Origin of the sequence: Gordonia alkanivorans (genome assembly GCF_004011905.1) — a bacterium.
GTDB lineage: Bacteria > Actinomycetota > Actinomycetes > Mycobacteriales > Mycobacteriaceae > Gordonia > Gordonia alkanivorans.
On the sequence record NZ_CP027114.1, the window covers coordinates 3,631,350 to 3,649,751 of the forward strand.

Genomic DNA, 18,402 nt, shown 5'->3' on the forward strand with positions numbered 1-18,402 from the left:
TCACCGCATCGTCGTCTCCGAGGAACGCAGTCGTTCCGCGCGGCACGATCGCGAATTCGGAACTATGCTGGCGCTTTCCTCGAGGTGGCGGATGACCGTCGTGACAGAAGGAGATCGCGATGTCCGGCGAGCACAAATCCCTGGGGCACATCCGACTGACCTCGCACAGCGGCGGAGTCGACGCCCCGCCCATCCACTGGGGGGCACCCACCGCGGCCGAGCGCGGGCCGGTCATCGGGACGACCGGAGTTCGCGCTCACCGCAACGTGATCGGCACCCACAGCGGGTCGTACAGCGTCTACCGTGCGCTGGCGGTGGCCGCCGGTGCGCTGGCCCGCGACCATCGCGCGGATCTGACCAACACCTCCCCGACCGACCACATCGGACCGTATCCGCAATGGGGAGATCCGAAGGCGATCGTCTCGCTCGATCCCTGGGGAGCGACGGTCGCCGAGAGCTTCCCCGACAAGATCGCCGCCGGCTACGACATCCGACCGACCATCGCGGTCACCAAGGCGCACGTCATCCTCCCCGAGATCGCCGAGGCCATCGAGAAGGGGCGGCTCGTCCCCGACGGCAAGCTGCTGCTCCCGAGCGGCGCCGCCCTCGTCACCAAGGCCGCGGTCGAGCCGGTGTGGCATCTGCCCGGTGTCGCCGAGCGCTTCGGCTGTTCCGAGGCCGAGCTGCGGCGGGTGCTGTTCGAGGAAACCGGGGGCATGTATCCCGAACTCGTCACGCGATCGGACCTGGAGGTCTTCCTGCCACCCATCGGCGGCCAGACCGTCTACGTCTTCGGCGATGCCCGTGATCTCGCCGATCCATCGGTCGAGCTGACCGCCCGCGTCCACGACGAGTGCAACGGCTCGGACGTGTTCGGTTCGGACATCTGCACCTGTCGCCCGTACCTCACGCACGCGATCGAGGAGTGCATCCGCGGCACCCAGCGCGGAGGCGTGGGCCTGGTCGCCTACTCCCGCAAGGAAGGGCGCGCACTGGGCGAGGTGACGAAGTTCCTCGTCTACAACGCCCGCAAGCGACAGGAAGGCGGCGACACCGCCGACCAGTACTTCGCCCGCACGGAATGTGTTGCCGGAGTTCAGGACATGCGCTTCCAGGAACTCATGCCCGATGTGCTGCACTGGTTCGGGATCACCAAGATCCACCGGCTCGTCTCGATGAGCAACATGAAGTACGACGCGATCACCGGCTCGGGCATCGAGGTCGGCGAGCGGGTCAACATCCCCGATGAGCTGGTCCCGGCCGATGCCCGTGTGGAGATCGACGCCAAGATGGCCGCCGGCTACTTCACCCCGGGACCCGTGCCCGACGCCGAGGCGTTGCGAAAGGTCAAGGGCCGGGGGCTCGAGTGAGCGGCACCGTGCGGAACGGCACCGCCGACCGGTCCGCGGGGACACCCGACAATGACGTCGCCGCGGCCGCGCTGCTGCGAACGAGCACCGCGGTTCGCGAGCGTTCGCGCCGGCTCCTCGAGCGTGCCCGCGACGGCCGGTCCCCCTGGTTCACAGTTCACGACGATGCCCTCGGTGTCGCTGCGGACATCGTCGTCGAGACGACCCGCGGTCGCTATCCCGACGGCACGATCCCATTCCACAGTCGCTGGCGCCATTTCGAGGCCGGCGGCGTCGACCGGCTCGGAGCGCTTCGTGACGCACTACCGTCGACGAACTCCCCCGACCACACCCGTGCACTCATCGACGTCGTCCTGGTCAGCGTGCTCCTGGACGCCGGGGCCGGTCCCGAGTGGTCCTATCGTGAGGAGTCGAGCGGCCTGGTCCTGACCCGCTCGGAAGGACTCGGCGTCGCCAGCTGGCAGGCGTTCACCGCCGGGTCGTTCTCCGACGATGCGGCGCAACCCCTCCGCGTCGACGCGGCCGGCCTCCGGGCGGTGACGATCGAGAGTTTGGGCGGCGCCTTCCAGGTCTCCCCCACCAATCCGCTCACCGGATTGGCGGGTCGCGTCGAACTGTTGCGTCGGCTGGGCGACGTCCTCGCCGATGAGCCGACGGTGTTCGGCCCCGACGGCCGGCCCGGACGGCTGTTCGATCACCTGACCGCGGACGGTCGCGGAACGGTGACCGCTGCCGAGATCCTCGGCGCCGTGCTGACTCACCTCGGCCCGATCTGGCCGTCGGACAACAGGATCGGGTCCGTGCCGCTGGGCGATTGCTGGCCTCACCGCGCAGTGACCGGACCGGGTCTCACCGCCGGGTGGATCCCGTTCCACAAGCTGTCCCAGTGGCTGACCTACTCGCTGCTGGAACCGTTCCTCTGGTCCGGCGTCGAGGTCACCGGCCTCGACGAGCTGACGGGTCTCCCCGAGTACCGCAACGGTGGACTCTTCCTCGACACCGGCGTGCTCACACTTCGGGACGAGGACTGGGCCGACGTCGAATGGGAGGTCGGCGACCAGATCGTCATCGAATGGCGTGCCCTCACCGTCGCCCTGCTCGACGAGATCGCCGGACTCGTCCGCGAACGGCTCGGGACCGACGCGGCGACGATGCCGCTGGCCTGCATCCTCGAGGGCGGAACCTGGGCGGCCGGCCGGGTCCTGGCCACCCGCCTGCGGAACGGGCTGCCGCCCTTGTCGATCCGCAGCACCGGAACCGTCTTCTGAGAACCACGATAGGGGAACCCATGGGCACCGTCGCCGTCATCGACCATCCACTGGTGCAGCACAAGCTCACCCTGATGCGCCGGAAAGACACGTCCACCAACGACTTCCGGCGCCTGCTGAACGAGATCTCCACCCTCATGGCCTACGACGTGCTGCGGGACATCCCCATGCACGAGATCACCATCGACACACCGCTGGAGACCACCACGGCGAGCGTGATCGACGGCAAGAAGCTGGTGTTCGCGGCGGTCCTGCGTGCCGGCGCCGGGATCGCCGACGGCATGCTCACCGTCGTACCGGGCGCGCGGGTCGGCCACATCGGCCTCTATCGCGACCCCAAGACGATGGTCGTGGTCGAGTACTACTTCAAGATGCCGCCGGATTTGGACGAGCGCGATGTAGTGATCGTCGATCCCTCTCTCGCGACCGGCTTTTCGGCGGTCGCGGCGATCGACCGGATCAAGGAGTACGCGCCGCGATCGATCAAGTTCATGTGCCTCGTCGCCTGTCCGGAAGGCATCGACGTCCTGCACCGGGCACATCCCGAGGTTCCCGTCTACACCGCCGGGATCGACCGCGAACTCGACGCCGACGGATTCATCCGACCCGGCCTCGGGGATGTGGGTGATCGGGTCTTCGGGACGGCGTGAGCGCACGCCGGTCAGGAGACCTGCCACGCCACCGCGGCACCGATCGCGCCGGTCGCGTTGAGGGCCCAGTGCAAGGCGATGGGGGCGAGGAGACTCGTGGTGCGCTGCCGTAGCCAACCGAGAACGAAGCCCGCGAGGCCGGTCGCGACAACCGCACCAGCGATCCCGGCGACCTGCGCGACGGTGCCCGACCCGAGGGTGTCGCTGAGTCCTTCGTTTCCCTCGGTGAGTCCCGTCGAGGACAGGATGTGCCACAGTCCGAAGGCGACGGCGCCGTAGACAAGGGTCCCGGTCGGACCGCACAACCGGCCGAGGGTTCCCTGCAGGACGCCGCGGAACATCAGTTCCTCGGGGATGGCGGTCTGTAGCGGGATGACGACGAACGCGGCCAGCAACGCCTCGGATGTGTCGTCGTAGCGGTCCGAGAGGAAGAAGTCACGGGTCGCCGGGATCGCGACGGCGGTCGACACGATCGCCGCCACGACGATCACCGAGGCGACGGCGAACGGGACACCCGCGCGCAGTTCGGCGCGGCTCAGTCCCAGTTCGCGCCAGTCGAGTCCGCCGAGCCGCGCTATGAGCAGCAAGAGGATCGCCGCCACCGGGATGATCAGCACCGCGAACACGCCACTCGAGCGGTGAGCCGCGACGTTGACCGCGATCAGGGCCGCGACGATCACGACGAGCAGAGCCACGTCGTGGCGTCGGGACGGTGCGGTCATCCGTCGAGTGTCGCGCAGTACCGCGGCCCGTGGCGCCGATCGACGCCCGGTGGCCCAGAATGGTGCCGTGCCCGACACCGTCCGCGTTCCCGAACGTCTCGAACGACATCAGGTCGCGCTGTATCTCCTCGCGATCGGCGCGGGGCTGGCGTTCGGGCTGACGGTGCCGGCGGCGGCCGAGTCGATGGACGTGGCGGTCACCCCGTTGCTGGCCGCTCTCCTCTTCGCCACCTTCCTCCAGGTCAGGGCGACAGATCTCGTTGCCTCGCTGCGGGACCGAAGGTTTCTGGCGGTGGTGCTGGCGGTGAACTTCGTTCTCGTGCCGCTCGTGGTCTGGGCGTTGTCTCCCCTTCTACCGGCTGATGACGCCATCCGGATTGGTGCGCTGCTGGTGCTGTTGTGTCCGTGCGTCGACTACGTCGTCGTCTTCGCCGGTCTCGCCGGGGGTGACCGGCAGCGCCTGCTCGCGGCGACGCCGCTGCTGTTGGTCGCCCAGATCCTCATCGTCCCGGTGTATCTGACACTCCTGCTCGGCGAGGACCGGGCAGCGATCGATCCGGAGCCGTTCCTGTGGGCGTTCGCGGTTCTGATCGCCCTCCCCCTGGTCTTGGCCTGGCTCTCGCAGGCATGGGCCGTCCGGAGCGATGTCGGGCGTCGTACCGGCGACGCGGTGTCGGTGACGATGGTCCCGCTGATGATGGCGGTGCTTGTCACCGCTGTCGGATCGCAGGTCCCGCGGATCGATTCCCGTTTCGACGACATCGCCGGCGTCATCCCGGTCTACGTCCTGTTCCTGATCCTCATGGCGATCGTCGGGCTCGGCGTCGCCCGCGCCCTTCACCTCTCACCGGCGTCCGGGACAGCCGTCGTGTTCTCTGGCGCGACCCGCAATTCGCTCGTGGTGCTCCCGCTGGCACTGGCGCTTCCGGTCGGCGCCGAGCTGGCCGCGGCGACGGTGATCACCCAGACGCTCGTCGAGCTGATCGGGATGGTGCTCCTCGTGTGGGCGTTCAGCCGTGCGGCACGTCGGGGCGCTCTCAGACCACTCCGGCGTCGTGCATGAGGATCGCGACCTGGACGCGGTTCGAGGCGTCGAGCTTGGTGAAGATGTGCGAGATGTGCGCCTTGACCGTCGCGAGGCTCATGTAGAGCCGGTCGGCGATCTCCGCGTTCGACGCCCCCCGCGCGAGTTCGACGGCGACGTCGTGCTCCCGGGCGGTGAGCGACTCGATACGGGTTGTGGCAGAGAATGATCGGGCTCCCCCGCCGTCAACAACCTGCTTGATCAACGCGGCGGTGACCGAGGGACTCAGCGCGGGTTGCCCGGCGAGCACGTTGTGGATGGCTGCGACGATCTGGTCGGGCGCGGTGTCCTTGAGGAGAAAGCCGTCGGCGCCCATGGCGAGCGCGCGTACCACGAAGTCGTCGGCGTCGAAGGTGGTCAGCACGATCACCGCCGGCGGCGCCGGCAGTGCCTTGAATCGTCCGGTGGCCTCGATGCCGTCGAGAACCGGCATGCGCAGGTCCATCAGGATCAGGTCGACCGGATCGTCGCGATGGCTGTCGAGGGCTTCCTGCCCGTTGCCTGCTTCGGCGACGATGTCGAGCTCGGCGTCGCCCCCGAGGAGGAGCCGGAGTCCCGATCGGACGAGCGGGTCGTCGTCGACGATCATGATGCGTGCGGTCATGACTGCCACGGTAGCCAGACGTGCAGCAAGAATCTCTTGTCGTCGCTGACGGTCGCCGACTGCCGCCCACCGTGCAGGCCGACGCGCTCGGCGAGTCCGACCAGGCCGTAACCCGGGGCGGGTGAGGCGGCTCCGGCCGTCAGCGGCAACGGGTTCTCGACGAGGAGATCGACGCCGTGGTCGGGGCCACCGCGGATGTGCATCGTGACCGGCGCGCTCGGAGAGTGTCTGCGGGCGTTGGTCAGGGCCTCCTGCACACACCGATAGAGCGTGCGGGCGATAGTCGGAGGCAGTGCGGCGGGGTCGATCTCGCATCGCGCGTCGACCCGCATTCCGAGCCGCTGCGCCTCGTCGACGAGCGCCATCAGCTCAGGCGCATTCTGTGGTTCCTCCGGCGCGGCGTCGCCCGGGCCCTCCCGTAGGACGCCGAGGACCTCGCGCAGCTCGGTGAGCGCGAGATGTGAGGTCTCCTGGATCGTGCGTGCCGTCTCACGCACCTGCTCACCGGTCAGGTCCGTTCGGTAGGCCAATGCCCCGGCCGACATGCTCATCGCCGAGATCCGGTGGGCGAGAATGTCGTGCATCTCGCGCGCGATGCGCGCACGTTCCAGCGATCGCGCCTGCTGCACCTTGGCCTGCTGCTCGGCTTCCGACGCGAGCGCCCTGGCCTGCCAGCTCGCGAGGAGTTCCCGCCGCGAACCGATGTACATGCCCCAGGACACCATCGCCGCGGTGAGTGCGGCAATGACGGCGTAGACCACGAGCGCCGGGTCGTCTTCCTCGGCGGGGGTTGAGAAGAACTGCGACGCGACCACATTCGCGACCACGCACAGCAGCGTCAGCGGGATGATCTCGACCCATCGCCGGCGGGTCGCCATCGACACCAGCGAGAGAGTCGCCGGCCCGAGCGACGTCGTCGACACGATCCCCGCGAGGTTGGTGAACACGGTCACCGCAACGGGATACCGACGCCGCCACCAGACCGCCGAGTACGACGCCACCCCGAGTGCGAGGTCGGCGAAAAACCACCAGCGCACCTCGTTCCACAGGTATCCGGCGCGGGTGCTGAACACGGCCGCGGAGACCAGCAGCATGAGTGCGAGTCGCCACGCGTGACCGGCCCACGTGAGCGGGGGTTGGTACTGCTCGGGTTTCACAGTCGCTCACGCTAGTCGGACAGTTCGGGCGCGACCTCCGACCATCGGATACGACGCGTCTACGACTTTCGGCTGATGTACCCGTGAACCGGCGACCGATGTGGGCGACCACCTGCCCCGACAACCATGAGACCCATGATCACAGTGCAGAACCTCACCAAACGATACGGCGAGCACGTCGCGGTCGACGACGTCTCGTTCACCTGTCGGCCCGGGCAGGTCACCGGCTTCCTCGGCCCGAATGGTGCCGGCAAGTCGACGACCATGCGCATCATCGCCGGGCTCACGCCGGCCAGCGCTGGGGTCGCGCACCTCTACGGCGTCGACTACCGGACCATCCCGAACCCGGCCACGCAGGTCGGCGTTCTGCTCGACGCCTCTGCGCAGCACGCCGGACGGACCGGCGCCGAGATCCTTCGTCTGGCCGCGATGACGATGGGGATCAGCGGCGACCGGGTCGAGGAGATGCTCGAGAAGGTGAGTCTCACACCAGAGGAGGCGGGCCGTCGGGTGCGCAACTACTCCCTCGGAATGCGCCAGCGCCTCGGTATCGCCGCCGCGCTGCTCGGTGACCCGAAGATCCTCATCCTCGACGAACCGGCCAACGGCCTCGACCCCGCCGGTATCCACTGGATGCGAACTCTGTTGCGCAACTATGCCGATCGTGGCGGCACGGTCCTGCTGTCCTCGCATCTGCTCCACGAGATCGAGATCATCGCCGACGACATCGTCGTCATCGGCAACGGGCGGATCGTCGCGCAGGGGCCAAAGGCAGAACTGCTGGCCGGCGCCGGATCGCGCGTCCGCTCGCTCGATGACGAGGCCCTGCTGCGAGCACTGACCGCAGCTCAGATCGTGGCCCGTCCCAACACATCCGGAGGACTCGACGTCGACGCAGACCCGGTCGACGTCGGCCGCGCCGCGGCGGCGGTCGGTGTCGTCCTCACCGAGTTACGTCCCGCCGACGGTGCACAACTCGAAGCCATGTTCCTGCAGCTGACCTCCGACACGCAGCGCGAGCAGCCCACCCTCGAAGGAGCCCTCCGATGACCGTCGCCGACTTCCGCGCACCCCTCCCGACCACCGGCGGGATCGACGTCGACCGCCCCGGTATCCCGTTCGGGCGCCTCGTCGGAGTCGAACTCCGCAAGCTCGTCGACACCCGGGCCGGCTTCTGGTTGACCGCGTCGATCGGCGTCATCGCCGCGGTCATCATGGTCGCGATGCTCATCGCCAACCGCAACGATCCCGAGAACCTCAACCTCGGCGAGTTCTTCGGGCTGATGAACATCCCCACCGCGATCATCCTGCCGATCCTCGCGATCCTGCTGGTCACCGGCGAATGGAGCCAACGCACCGCGCTCACGACCTTCACGCTAGAACCCCGCCGGGAACGGATCATCGGCGCGAAACTCGTCGCGTCGTTGATCACCGGAGTGGCCGCGGTCGCGGTGGCACTGGTCCTCGGGATCATCGGGAACAGCATCGCCGCCATCGCCTTCGCCGACCCGGCCGGCGCCTGGGGACTGGGCGTGGCCGGATTCGTCAATTCCTTTGTCATCCAGGCATTCGGTCTGCTGCTCGGATTCGGTTTCGCCGCCCTGTTCCTCAACACCCCGGGAGCCGTCGTCGCCTACTTCGCGCTCCCCACGGCCTTGTCGGTGGTCAGCGAACTGGTCCCGTGGTTCAAGGACAACCTCGGGCAGTGGGTCGACACGACGCTGACCCACATGCCCTTCCAGTCCGGGGAGTGGGCCACCGGCGGCGAGTGGGCGCGGCTGCTGGTGTCCGGCCTGATCTGGATCGCGCTCCCCCTCGGCATCGGGCTGGTTCGCGTGATGCGGTCCGAGGTGAAGTAGGGCATCTCGACCGAACCGGGCACGGACGACCACCACCGGCGGTAACCGTGCGGGAGCAGTATTGGGCCGAAGTGGGCACACGCCATGTCGCCGACCGTCATCCGCTGCTAGGTTTGCCGGGTTCTCGAGAAAAGAGGAACCCACGTGTCGTCGTCGACCCCTGCCACCGACCCGGGTATCGAGCCCCCTGCCGAACCTGCCGCCGAACCGGTCGCGGAGGCGCCGGCCCCTGCCGAGGGCGGTGCCGATGACGCCCGCCCGGGGTGGTGGCGGCGGCGCCTCGACCGCTTCTCCTGCGTCGGCCTGAGTGTGGCATTGGTGTTCCTGTGGTTGTCGATGACACCGTCGCTGCTTCCCCGAGGCGCACTGTTCCAGGGTGTCGTCAGCGGCGCGTCGGCGGCGCTCGGATACTCGCTCGGCGTGTTCTTCTCGTGGCTGATCCGATTCATGATCTCCCGCGACAAGCCCTGGCCCGCCCTGATGCACCGGGTCTGGGTGGCGCTCGGCCTCGCCGCGATCGCCGGCACCCTGGTCATGCTCGTGATGTTCCAGCGGTGGCAGGATCAGATCCGCACCATGATGGACGTCGACCTGTTGTCCTGGACCGCATACCCGCAGATCGCGGTCATCTTCATCGTGGTCTTCTTCCTGCTCATGCTGATCGGCCAGGCGTGGGGCGACGGCGTCGTCTGGCTGGTCCGCAAGATCAACCACGTTGCCCCGCCGCGTATCTCCGCGGTCGCGGCGATCGTCGTCGCGATCCTCGTCACCGTCTTCGTGCTCAACGGCGTGGTCGCGAACTACGGTATGAAAGCTCTGAACTCGTCGTTCGCCGCGGTCAACGACGAGACCACCGCCGACTCCACGCCGCCGACGTCGCCGCTGCGGTCCGGTGGTCCGGGCTCGCTGGTGACCTGGGATTCACTCGGACGTCAGGGCCGGATCTTCGTCTCGGTCGGTCCGACCGTCGAGGAGCTGTCGGCGTTCAACGGCACCCCCGCGATGGAGCCGATCCGCGCCTACGTCGGCCTCGGCTCGGGAGACGACCTGCGCGCCAACGCGAAACTCGCCGCCGAAGAACTCGAACGCACCGGTGGGCTGCAACGGCAGGTCGTCGCGGTCGCCTCGACCACGGGCACCGGCTGGATCAACCAGGCGACAGTCGACTCCCTCGAGTACATGTACAACGGCGACACCGCCACGGTCAGCATGCAGTACTCCTATCTACCCAGCTGGCTGTCGTTCCTCGTCGACAAGGAGCGGGCGCGCCAAGCCGGTCAGGCCTTGTTCGAGGCCGTCTCCGAACGGGTCCGTGCGATCCCGGAGGCCCAGCGGCCCAAGCTGGTGGTCTTCGGCGAGAGTCTCGGTTCGTTCGCCGCCGAGTCGGCCTTCGGCACGATTCCGTCCCTCAACGCCCGGACCGACGGCGCGTTGTTCGTCGGCCCGACGTTCAACAACTCGCTGTGGGTCGACACAACCACCAACCGCGACCCCGGCACGCCCGAGTGGCAACCGGTCTACGAGGACGGTCGGCAGGTCCGCTTCATCGCCGACGCTCCGGATCTGTACAACGCCAAGGGCGAGTGGGTCCCGGGCCGCGCGGTCTACCTGCAGCATGCCTCCGACCCGATCTCGTGGTGGTCGCCGCGCCTGATCCTCCGCGAGCCCGACTGGCTCAACGAAGCGCGTGGACGGGACGTCCTGCCGGCGATGCACTGGATTCCCTTCGTGACCTTCCTGCAGGTCAGCGCCGACATGGCGGTGTCGACCGGGGTTCCCGACGGCCACGGCCACTTCTACCTGGCCGCGATCCCGGCGGCGTGGGCAGAGATCCTGCAGCCCCCGGGTTGGACACCGGAGAAGACCGAGAAGCTCATCCCCTTGCTCAGCCGCGACTGAGCAGGAAAGCCGACCGCAGCAAGAACGGTCGGGTCAGATCGGTGTCCGGCGTTCCATACTCGATGCGTGACCTCGACTCCCAGCGACCGGACCTCCGGCGACCGTGATCGACTGCGCGAGTTGCTCGACGCCGTACTGGCCGACAAGCACTCGAGTCTGGACGAGATGGCAGGCGGCGCGTTCTCGTCGCCGTTCCACTTCTCCCGGCTGGTGAGCCGGGGTGTGGGCGAGTCGCCGGTGGCGCTGCGTCGACGGGTGCTCCTGGAGCGTGCCGCCTGGCTGCTGCAACACGGCCGGACGGTCACCGAGGTCGCCTTCGACTCCGGCTACGAGTCCGTCGACGGGTTCGCCCGGGCCTTCACACGCGCCTTCGGACACAGCCCAGGACGAGCGGCGTCGACCACCACGCCGGCCGAGCACAGCCACTGGCTACCCGCGCCCAACGGCATCCACTTCCACTCGCCCACAGTGCTCTACGTCGACAGCGGCACCCCCACCACGGAGAGTGCCGGCGACGTCCTGATGCTCATGGTGCGACACGACCTCGACGACGTCGGGGTCCTGCTCGACGCCGCCAAGGGAATCGACGACGACGAGTGGAACCGGAGACTGCTTCCCGGCCACGAACCGCTGCACTGGAACGGACCGGAAGAGTCACTCGCGCAGGTGATGTCACATCTCGTCGTCGACAAGCAGCCGTGGCTGGCAACAATCGAGGGCGCCGACATGCCGCCCGACCCGCCGGTGGATCTGCCCACCCTCGTCGAACTGCACCGCGAACTGACTCCCCGCTGGCTGGCGCTGATCCGCGACATCGACCGCCGCAACGCCTGGCAGGACCGCGTCATCGATGCATTGTGCGACCCGCCCGAATCGTTTCTGCTCTCCCAGATCGTCGCGCACGTACTGACCTTCTCCGCGCATCGTCGTCAACTCGCGCGGTGGATGCTGCGCGCGGCCGGCGTCGACGTCGCGGCACTCGACCCCGACCCGATCATGTGGCACCGCAAGCACTCCGGAGGTTTCTAGATGTCCTTCCGCTACTACACCGCGACCACGCTCGACGGCTATCTCGCCGACGACCACGACAGCCTCGACTGGCTTCTGACCCAACCGCTCGAAGAGGGCGGTCCGATGAACTACGACGACTTCTACGCCGGGATCGGCGCCGCGGTCATGGGGTACACCACCTACCGGTGGCTGCTCGACAACGAACTCGCCGACGGCAAACCGTGGCCGTACGAGATCCCGTCCTTCGTGTTCACCCATCGGACGATCACCCCGGTGGCCGACTCCATCACCGTCATCGACGGGAATCCCGCCGACCACCGCGATCTGTTGACCGAAGCAGCGGGTGGCCAGGACGTGTGGGTCGTCGGCGGAGGTGATCTCGCCGCCCAGTTCGCCGAGGCCGGGATGCTCGACGACATGATCGTCTCGATCGCGCCGGTCACCCTCGGGTCCGGACGCCCGCTCTTTCCGCGACGCTACGATCTCGAACTGCAGGAGTTCGCCCGCAACGGCGCTTTCCTCTGTGCGCGTTACTCACTGGTCGGTGCGCGCACACCGCTCACCGAGTACTGATGCCCTACGCGCGGCACGAGGGTACTCAGCCCTCGCCGACCGACTTGCGCAACACGTCGGACACCTCACCGCGGGCCCACTTGGGCAGGATGAAGATCCCCTCGGCCTCGGCGCTGACCTTGCCGTCGCGCGTGATCGCGCCGGTGACAAAGGTTTTCACGCCCTCGACCCGGTCGACCCGCGCCTCACCACGGATCCGGCCGAGCGGCGTCGCGCTGCGATACCGGACGTTGAGAGTGCCGGTCATTCCCGGGACACCCTGGAACTCGGCGGTCGAACCGAGCAGCTGATCGAGTATCAGTGCCAGGACACCACCGTGGACGAGTCCGGCCGGACCCTCGTAGGCGGCCCCGAGTTCGACCTCGGTCCAACTGAACTCGGGCTCGTGATGCAGCTCGACGGGCGGTGCGATCGGATTGCGCCGCCCCAGAACGGCATTGCCCCACGAGCGTTTGGTGCCGTCGGAGTTGAACCGGATGCCGTAGGCGCCGGGCAGCTGGTCCTTACGGAGGATCTCGGTGGCGGCCTCGATGAGCCGGCGCGCCTCGGCGATGTCGGCCTCGCCGACCTCGGTTCGCACGGTCGCGTCGATCAGTTCGCGCACGGTCCCGGCGATCGACGACGCGAGCTCGGAACGATGCGCGAGCTCCTCGGGGCCGATGTCCTCCTGGATGTATCCGCTCATGAGTGTCATCTAACAGGGCGCCGCCGGTAGTCCGCCCATCGGACGTCCTGACTGCCGAGTAAGCTCGCTCGCATGACAGAGCAAGCCTGGAATGAACGCGACTGGACCGCGTTCGACGTCACCGTTGCCGACCACATCGCCGAGGTCGCGCTGACCGGCCCCGGCAAGGGCAACGCGATGGGCCCCGACTTCTGGCGCGAGCTCCCCGAGCTCTTCGGCCACATCGACACCGATCCCGAGGTGCGCGCCGTCGTGCTGACCGGAGCCGGCAAGCATTTCTCCTTCGGACTCGACCTCGTCGCGATGGGCGGCACCCTGGCCACCGTCCTGGCCGACAACGCCAAGGCCGCCGCGCGGACCGAGTTCCTGGAGTCGCTGCGCAAGCTGCAGGCCGGGATCACCGCGGTCGCGGACTGCCGCAAGCCGGTCGTCGCCGCAGTCTCGGGTTGGTGCATCGGCGGCGGAGTCGACCTGATCTGCGCCGCCGACGTCCGCTACGCGAGCGCCGACGCAAAGTTCAGCATCCGTGAGGTCAAGGTCGGCATGGTCGCCGACGTGGGCACTCTCGCCCGCATGCCGTACATCATCGGCGACGGCCACATGCGTGAACTGGCGCTGACGGGCAAGGACATCGACGCCGCACGTGCCGAGAAGATCGGACTGGTCAACGACGTCGCCGACGATCAGGACGCCGTGCTCGCACTCGCTCGCGCGACCGCACGGGAGATCGCCGACAACCCGCCGCTCGTCGTCCACGGCATCAAGGACGTGCTCGACCACTCCCGCAGCGCGGCCGTGCACGACAGCCTGCGCTACGTCGCGGCCTGGAACTCGGCATTCCTCCCCAGCGAGGATCTGTCCGAGGCCATCACCGCCGTCTTCGAGAAGCGCAAGCCGGAGTTCAAGGGGCGCTGACCTCACCGCCCGCTTCGGTGGACCTCGGCGGCCAGCGGGTGCGATTCGTCGAGCCCGGCCAGCAACCGCACACCGTCGAGGGGTTGCCCGTACGGCGCCCCGATGTCCACACCGGGCGCAGCGTCGCCGACCACTTCGACGAATCGCCCGCGGAGTCGGTCGTTGGCGGTCATCACCGAGCCCATCCAACTGATCCGCGCCTTCTCGCCGGGCCGGTGACCACTGCGATCCAGCGCGGTGAGCGCCGACCCGGCGAGTTCGTCCGCGGCGTCGTCGATGATCCCCTGTGCGACCGCGTCACCATCCCGTGCGGCCGCATCCACGGCCCGGGCGAATCCGGCCACCCGCGCCACGCGGTCCGGATCTCCCTGCACGACCATGTACAACTCGTCGAGCGGGCCGAAGACCTCGGCGGCCCGATCTCGTAGAACCGTCGCGCTCCCCCGTCCGTCGAAAGCACGCAGCGCGGCATCGATCCCGGCTCGTCCGATCCAATAGGCGCTGCCCGCGTCACCGAACAGATGGCCCCAGCCGTCCACCCGGTGGACCCCGGCGGGTCCGACGCCGAGTGTCACGACGCCGGTACCTACCGCGGTGACCACGCCGAACCCGTCCCGGTTCGCGGCCAGGTAGGCGGTGACCGAATCGTGTGCCAGCGCAACCGACGTCACCCCGAGGTCGGCGACCGCGGCAAGCAACGCCGACGGGCGCGCAGCCTGAGGAGTGAGTCCGGAGACCCCGGCGGCCATCGACCACGTGGCCTCCGGTATGCCGGCGTCGTGGAGGGCTCGCGCGATCTGTTCGACGACGGGCTGGTCCGTGCGGATCGGTCCGAGCTCGCGGTCGTCGGTTCCGGCCGGCGTTTCGACACGCAGACGCGTTCCCGTCTGCCCGCCGTCGATGAGGATGCGTCCCGTCGTGTGACCGCCCATGACGTGCACGCTATCCGGCACCCTGCCGACGCGACGACGATGTCATGTCACACTAGGCGGATGAAGGTGCGGCGCAGCCTCGCGATCAAGATCGGTTCGATCCCCTGGATGCCTCGGTTTCTCCCGCAGATCGTGGTGGGTGACAACGCCATTCAGACCGTCACCGGTCAACGGATGACCCTGCTCGACATCGCCGATCTCCCGAACATCACCATCCGGGTGACAGGTCGAAAGACCGGCGCCATCCGGACCACCCAACTCCTCGCGGTTCCCGACGGCGACGACTGGCTGATCGCGGGCTCCTACTTCGGTGGGCCGAAAATGCCTGCGTGGGTGTACAACATCCGGGCCGCCGACACGATCGAGATCGTCGTCGCCGGAGTGGTGTCCGTCGCGGTCCCGACCGAACTCGAGGGAGCCGACCGCGACGCGGCGTGGCAGAAGCTGCGCACGGTGTGGCCGAATTTCGACCTGTACGAGAAGCGCACCGATCGCCGGATCCCGGTGTTCCGACTCCGCCCTGCACCGCCGGCCGGGTAGGTCCGCCGCGTCGGGGTCAGGTCGCCGGTTCGGCGGTGAACGACGGTGTGCCGGCGGTGAGGTCGACTTCCCCGATGAGGTACTGGATGTCGGTCGTCTCGACGCGGGGTCCGTTCCGGTCGTAGTCCGGCGTGTAGGCCACCCGCCATTCGACCGCACCCGCGACGTCGACCGTGCCGAGGTCCTTCTCGTCCGGCATCGAACCGGTTCTCGCATCGGGGCGTCGGAGGAGGTACCGCAGACCGGACAGGTCTCGTGGGGCGGTCCATCGCACGCTGCCGTCGACCGCGGACCGGAACAGCCGCTGCGTGCAGCCGGGGACGTCGGCTCCGGCGTCGGCGCGGGTCGAGGCCGCGCATCGGGTGAGCTGTGCCGAGACGGCGTCGCTGACCGCCGACACCCCGGTGGGACTGAGCTCGGCGACCACCTGAACCGTCATCGGCGCGCGCGGACCGGTGGGCGGTCCGTCGGCGGGACGTCCGACGAAGTCGGTGTCCCGGGAACCCCATCGCTGCGGCCCCGGAAAGAGGAAGACGGTCTCCCCGGCCTTCACCTGCGCTCCGAACAACGTCGGGCTCGGCACCAGCAGCGACTCGATGCGCACCTTCACCGCGCCGTCGACCACCGCCCAGCCGTCCCCGGCCCGCGTCACCCTGATGGGCATGCCGACCTCACGTGCCCCGAGCCGATACCGCGCCTGGACCGTCTGTGCGAACTCCCCTGGATCGTCGACCTCGATGTCGGAGATCGGCGCTTCGGCGCGCTGCTGACGCAACACCCCGTCGGAGAGAAACCGGGCGTCCGGGCGCGATTCGACGACGGCAAGGGCCGCCGAGGCGTCGGCGTCGGCGAGCGCGGTGAGATAGGTCCGGACGGCACCGGCGGGCGTGCGGGCCCGCTCGTCCTCGCGTGACAATCCCACGAGGAGAGCGGACACCAGCACGACCGCCAGGACCAACGCCCCGACTCCGATGGTGATCGTCCACCTCCGCCGGGTCATTCCGGGCGACCCACCCGGGGCGTCGGGAATCCGATCAGGAATCCGAACCGGCCGCGAACGACTCGGTGAGGCTGCCCGCGAGCAGCTTCGCGAACTCCGCGGGATCCTCGAGTTCGCCGCCCTCCGCGATCACGGCCATGCCGTAGACGAGCTTCGCGGTCGGCACCAGCTTGTCGTGGTCGCCGTTCGCGTACGCCTTGTTGAGTGCCTCGACCAGCGGGTGATCGGGGTTGAGTTCGAGCGCCCGCTTGGACTTCGGGAACTGCTGTCCCGAGGCCCGGTACAGCTTCTCCAGCTGGGGTGACATCGAGAACGTGTCCCCCACGAGGCAGGCCGGGGACTCGGTCAGGCGCGACGACAGCCGGGTCTCGCTGACGTCGTCGGACAGCGTGGTGGTCAACCACGACAGCAGGTCGGCGTAGGCCTTCTCCCGCTCGTCCTTCGACGTGTCGTCGGAGTCCTCGTCGTCGGCGTCGAGATCGACCGCACCCTTGGCGATCGACTGGAACGACTTGCCGTCGAACTCGGCACCGGCCGAGACCCACATCTCGTCGACCGGGTCGGACAGGACGAGGACCTCGATCCCCTTGGCGCGGAACGCCTCCATGTGCGGGGAGTTGACTATCTGCTGCCGGGACTCGCCGGTCATGTAGTAGATCGTGTCCTGACCGCTCTTCATCCGGGCGATGTAGTCGGCCAGCGTCGTGAGCTCCTCCTCCGAGTGGGTGCTCGCGAAGGACGACGCCTTGAGCAGCGCGTCGCGGTTGTCCGGGTCGTTGACGAGGCCTTCCTTGAAGACGCGACCGAAACCGTCCCAGAAGGTGCGGTAGTCGTCGGGCCGGCTGTCGCGCATCTCGGTGACCGTCGAGATGACCTTCTTGGTGAGGCGACGACGGATCGCGCGGATCTGCCGGTCCTGCTGCAGGATCTCGCGGGACACGTTGAGCGAGAGGTCCGCGGCGTCGACGACACCCTTGACGAAGCGCAGGTACTCCGGCATCAGCTCGGCGCAGTCGTCCATGATGAACACGCGCTTGACGTAGAGGTGGATGCCGACCTTGCTGTCGCGCATGAACAGGTCGAACGGCGGCTGAGTCGGGATGAACAACAGCGCCTGGTACTCGAAGGTGCCCTCGGCCTGCAGGGTTATGGTCTCCAGCGGCGCGTCCCAAGCGTGGGACACATGCCGGTAGAACTCGTGGTACTCCTCCTCGGAGACCTCCGACCGCGACTTGGCCCAGAGGGCCTTCATCGAGTTGATGGTCTCGGCCTCGATGACCGTCTTGGTCTCGGGAGCCTTGTCGTCCTCGGCGGACTCCGATTCGGACTCGGGCTTCTCGACGGGCACCGTCTTCTCGACGTCCATGCGGATCGGCCACGCGATGAAGTCCGAGTAGCGCTTGACCAGCTGACGGAGCTTGGACTTGTCGGCGTAGTCGTACAGGTGGTCCTCGGTGTCGGCCGGCTTCAGTGCCAGGGTGACGGAGGTGCCCTGCGGGGCGTCCGGTACGTCGTCGATCGTGTAGGTGCCATCGCCGGTCGACTCCCAGCGGGTTCCGGTGGTCTCGCCGGCCTTGCGCGTCACCAGGGTGACCTTCTCGGCGACCATGAACGTCGAGTAGAAGCCGATGCCGAACTGTCCGATCAGTTCCTCGGCGGCGGCGTCCGAGACACCTTTCTCGCGTGCCTCGGCCAGCGAACGGCGCAGTTCCGCGGTGCCCGAGCGGGCGAGCGTGCCGATCAGTCCGACGACCTCGTCGCGGGTCATGCCGATGCCGTTGTCGGCGACGACCAGGGTGCGCTTCTCCGCATCCGGGACGAGCGTGATGTGCAGGTCGGAGGTGTCGACGTCGAGGTCCTTGTCGAGCAACGACTCCAGGCGCAGCTTGTCGAGCGCATCGGATGCGTTCGAGATCAGCTCACGCAGGAAACTGTCCTTGTTGGAGTAGATCGAGTGGACCATGAGATCCAGCAGCTGCCGGGTCTCCGCCTGGAACTCATGAACTTCGGGCTGAGCGCTCATCGCAAACCTCCATGTTCTGTTCTCGTGTGTTCGGTAGTCACGTGTTCAGTTGTGGACGTGGCGTTTCGGTGCTGGGTCCGGTGTCGGACGCGGGTCCGGGCGCGACACGT

18 protein-coding genes are annotated in these 18,402 nt (G+C 68.1%); 11 read left to right on the top strand and 7 right to left on the bottom strand.

Going from position 1 to position 18,402, the window contains the following annotated elements:
* Positions 1-119: 119 nt before the first annotated feature.
* Genes C5O27_RS16585 through upp form a run of 3 tightly spaced genes read left to right on the top strand, consistent with a single transcriptional unit; the run spans position 120 to position 3,288 of the window.
* Complete coding sequence (locus C5O27_RS16585; protein WP_006864987.1) at positions 120-1,370, top strand: GTP cyclohydrolase II; 1,251 nt, start codon at positions 120-122, stop codon at positions 1,368-1,370.
* Positions 1,367-2,638, top strand: a complete 1,272-nt coding sequence (locus tag C5O27_RS16590) for a URC4/urg3 family protein (protein ID WP_127963172.1) — start codon at positions 1,367-1,369, stop codon at positions 2,636-2,638. Before C5O27_RS16585 ends, C5O27_RS16590 begins: the two co-directional genes overlap by 4 nt.
* Before the next feature lie 20 nt (positions 2,639-2,658).
* Positions 2,659-3,288, top strand: coding sequence for a uracil phosphoribosyltransferase (upp, locus tag C5O27_RS16595; protein ID WP_127963173.1), 630 nt, complete (start codon positions 2,659-2,661; stop codon positions 3,286-3,288).
* An 11-nt stretch (positions 3,289-3,299) separates the two neighbouring features.
* Here upp and C5O27_RS16600 read toward each other — a convergent pair whose 3' ends face one another.
* Positions 3,300-4,010, bottom strand: a complete 711-nt coding sequence (locus C5O27_RS16600) for a CPBP family intramembrane glutamic endopeptidase (RefSeq protein WP_006360947.1) — start codon at positions 4,008-4,010, stop codon at positions 3,300-3,302.
* 67 nt (positions 4,011-4,077) lie between these two features.
* Here C5O27_RS16600 and C5O27_RS16605 point away from each other — a divergent pair, with 67 nt between their 5' ends.
* Positions 4,078-5,073 (top strand): arsenic resistance protein, encoded by a 996-nt coding sequence (locus tag C5O27_RS16605; RefSeq protein ID WP_208651379.1) that lies wholly within the window; start codon positions 4,078-4,080, stop codon positions 5,071-5,073.
* Here C5O27_RS16605 and C5O27_RS16610 read toward each other — a convergent pair.
* Together C5O27_RS16610 and C5O27_RS16615 are read right to left on the bottom strand one after the other, a co-directional pair.
* Positions 5,048-5,698 carry a response regulator gene (locus C5O27_RS16610; protein ID WP_006360945.1) on the bottom strand — a complete coding sequence of 217 codons (651 nt, stop codon included), beginning with the start codon at positions 5,696-5,698 and terminating at the stop codon, positions 5,048-5,050. The two genes, C5O27_RS16605 and C5O27_RS16610, sit on opposite strands and share 26 nt — an antisense overlap.
* On the bottom strand, positions 5,695-6,855 hold the full coding sequence (locus C5O27_RS16615) for a sensor histidine kinase (RefSeq protein ID WP_127963175.1): 1,161 nt from the start codon (positions 6,853-6,855) through the stop codon (positions 5,695-5,697). Before C5O27_RS16615 ends, C5O27_RS16610 begins: the two co-directional genes overlap by 4 nt.
* 135 nt (positions 6,856-6,990) lie before the next feature.
* Here C5O27_RS16615 and C5O27_RS16620 point away from each other — a divergent pair, with 135 nt between their 5' ends.
* From C5O27_RS16620 to C5O27_RS16640, 5 genes are all read left to right on the top strand, one after another.
* Complete coding sequence (locus C5O27_RS16620) at positions 6,991-7,905, top strand: ABC transporter ATP-binding protein (RefSeq protein WP_208651381.1); 915 nt, start codon at positions 6,991-6,993, stop codon at positions 7,903-7,905.
* Positions 7,902-8,714 (top strand): ABC transporter permease subunit, encoded by an 813-nt coding sequence (locus C5O27_RS16625; protein WP_127963177.1) that lies wholly within the window; start codon positions 7,902-7,904, stop codon positions 8,712-8,714. Before C5O27_RS16620 ends, C5O27_RS16625 begins: the two co-directional genes overlap by 4 nt.
* Before the next feature lie 144 nt (positions 8,715-8,858).
* A complete protein-coding gene (locus tag C5O27_RS16630) occupies positions 8,859-10,613 on the top strand; it encodes an alpha/beta hydrolase (RefSeq protein ID WP_127963178.1) in 1,755 nt (584 codons plus the stop codon).
* A gap of 66 nt (positions 10,614-10,679) precedes the next feature.
* On the top strand, positions 10,680-11,642 hold the full coding sequence (locus tag C5O27_RS16635) for a helix-turn-helix domain-containing protein (RefSeq protein WP_127963179.1): 963 nt from the start codon (positions 10,680-10,682) through the stop codon (positions 11,640-11,642).
* Positions 11,643-12,197: a dihydrofolate reductase family protein gene (locus C5O27_RS16640; RefSeq protein ID WP_127963180.1), complete on the top strand. Its 555-nt coding sequence runs from the start codon at positions 11,643-11,645 to the stop codon at positions 12,195-12,197.
* Between the two features lie 25 nt (positions 12,198-12,222).
* Here C5O27_RS16640 and C5O27_RS16645 read toward each other — a convergent pair whose 3' ends face one another.
* Positions 12,223-12,882, bottom strand: a complete 660-nt coding sequence (locus C5O27_RS16645; protein WP_127963181.1) for a PaaI family thioesterase — start codon at positions 12,880-12,882, stop codon at positions 12,223-12,225.
* A 72-nt stretch (positions 12,883-12,954) separates the two neighbouring features.
* Here C5O27_RS16645 and C5O27_RS16650 point away from each other — a divergent pair, with 72 nt between their 5' ends.
* The gene (locus C5O27_RS16650) at positions 12,955-13,797 is read left to right on the top strand and encodes a crotonase/enoyl-CoA hydratase family protein (protein ID WP_127963182.1); all 843 of its coding nucleotides are present in this window, start codon (positions 12,955-12,957) and stop codon (positions 13,795-13,797) included.
* 2 nt (positions 13,798-13,799) lie between these two features.
* Here the strand turns inward: C5O27_RS16650 and C5O27_RS16655 are convergent, their stop codons facing one another.
* Positions 13,800-14,729, bottom strand: a complete 930-nt coding sequence (locus C5O27_RS16655) for an N-acetylglucosamine kinase (protein ID WP_127963183.1) — start codon at positions 14,727-14,729, stop codon at positions 13,800-13,802.
* Positions 14,730-14,789: 60 nt separating this feature from the next.
* Between C5O27_RS16655 and C5O27_RS16660 the strand changes: the two genes are divergently transcribed.
* Positions 14,790-15,269 (top strand): nitroreductase family deazaflavin-dependent oxidoreductase, encoded by a 480-nt coding sequence (locus tag C5O27_RS16660; RefSeq protein ID WP_075862571.1) that lies wholly within the window; start codon positions 14,790-14,792, stop codon positions 15,267-15,269.
* Positions 15,270-15,285: 16 nt separating this feature from the next.
* Here the strand turns inward: C5O27_RS16660 and C5O27_RS16665 are convergent, their stop codons facing one another.
* Together C5O27_RS16665 and htpG are read right to left on the bottom strand one after the other, a co-directional pair.
* Complete coding sequence (locus C5O27_RS16665) at positions 15,286-16,269, bottom strand: hypothetical protein (protein ID WP_075862572.1); 984 nt, start codon at positions 16,267-16,269, stop codon at positions 15,286-15,288.
* A 34-nt stretch (positions 16,270-16,303) separates the two neighbouring features.
* Entirely contained in the window at positions 16,304-18,292 is a 1,989-nt protein-coding gene (gene htpG / locus C5O27_RS16670; RefSeq protein WP_075862573.1) for a molecular chaperone HtpG, read from the bottom strand.
* Between the last annotated feature and the right edge of the window lie 110 nt (positions 18,293-18,402).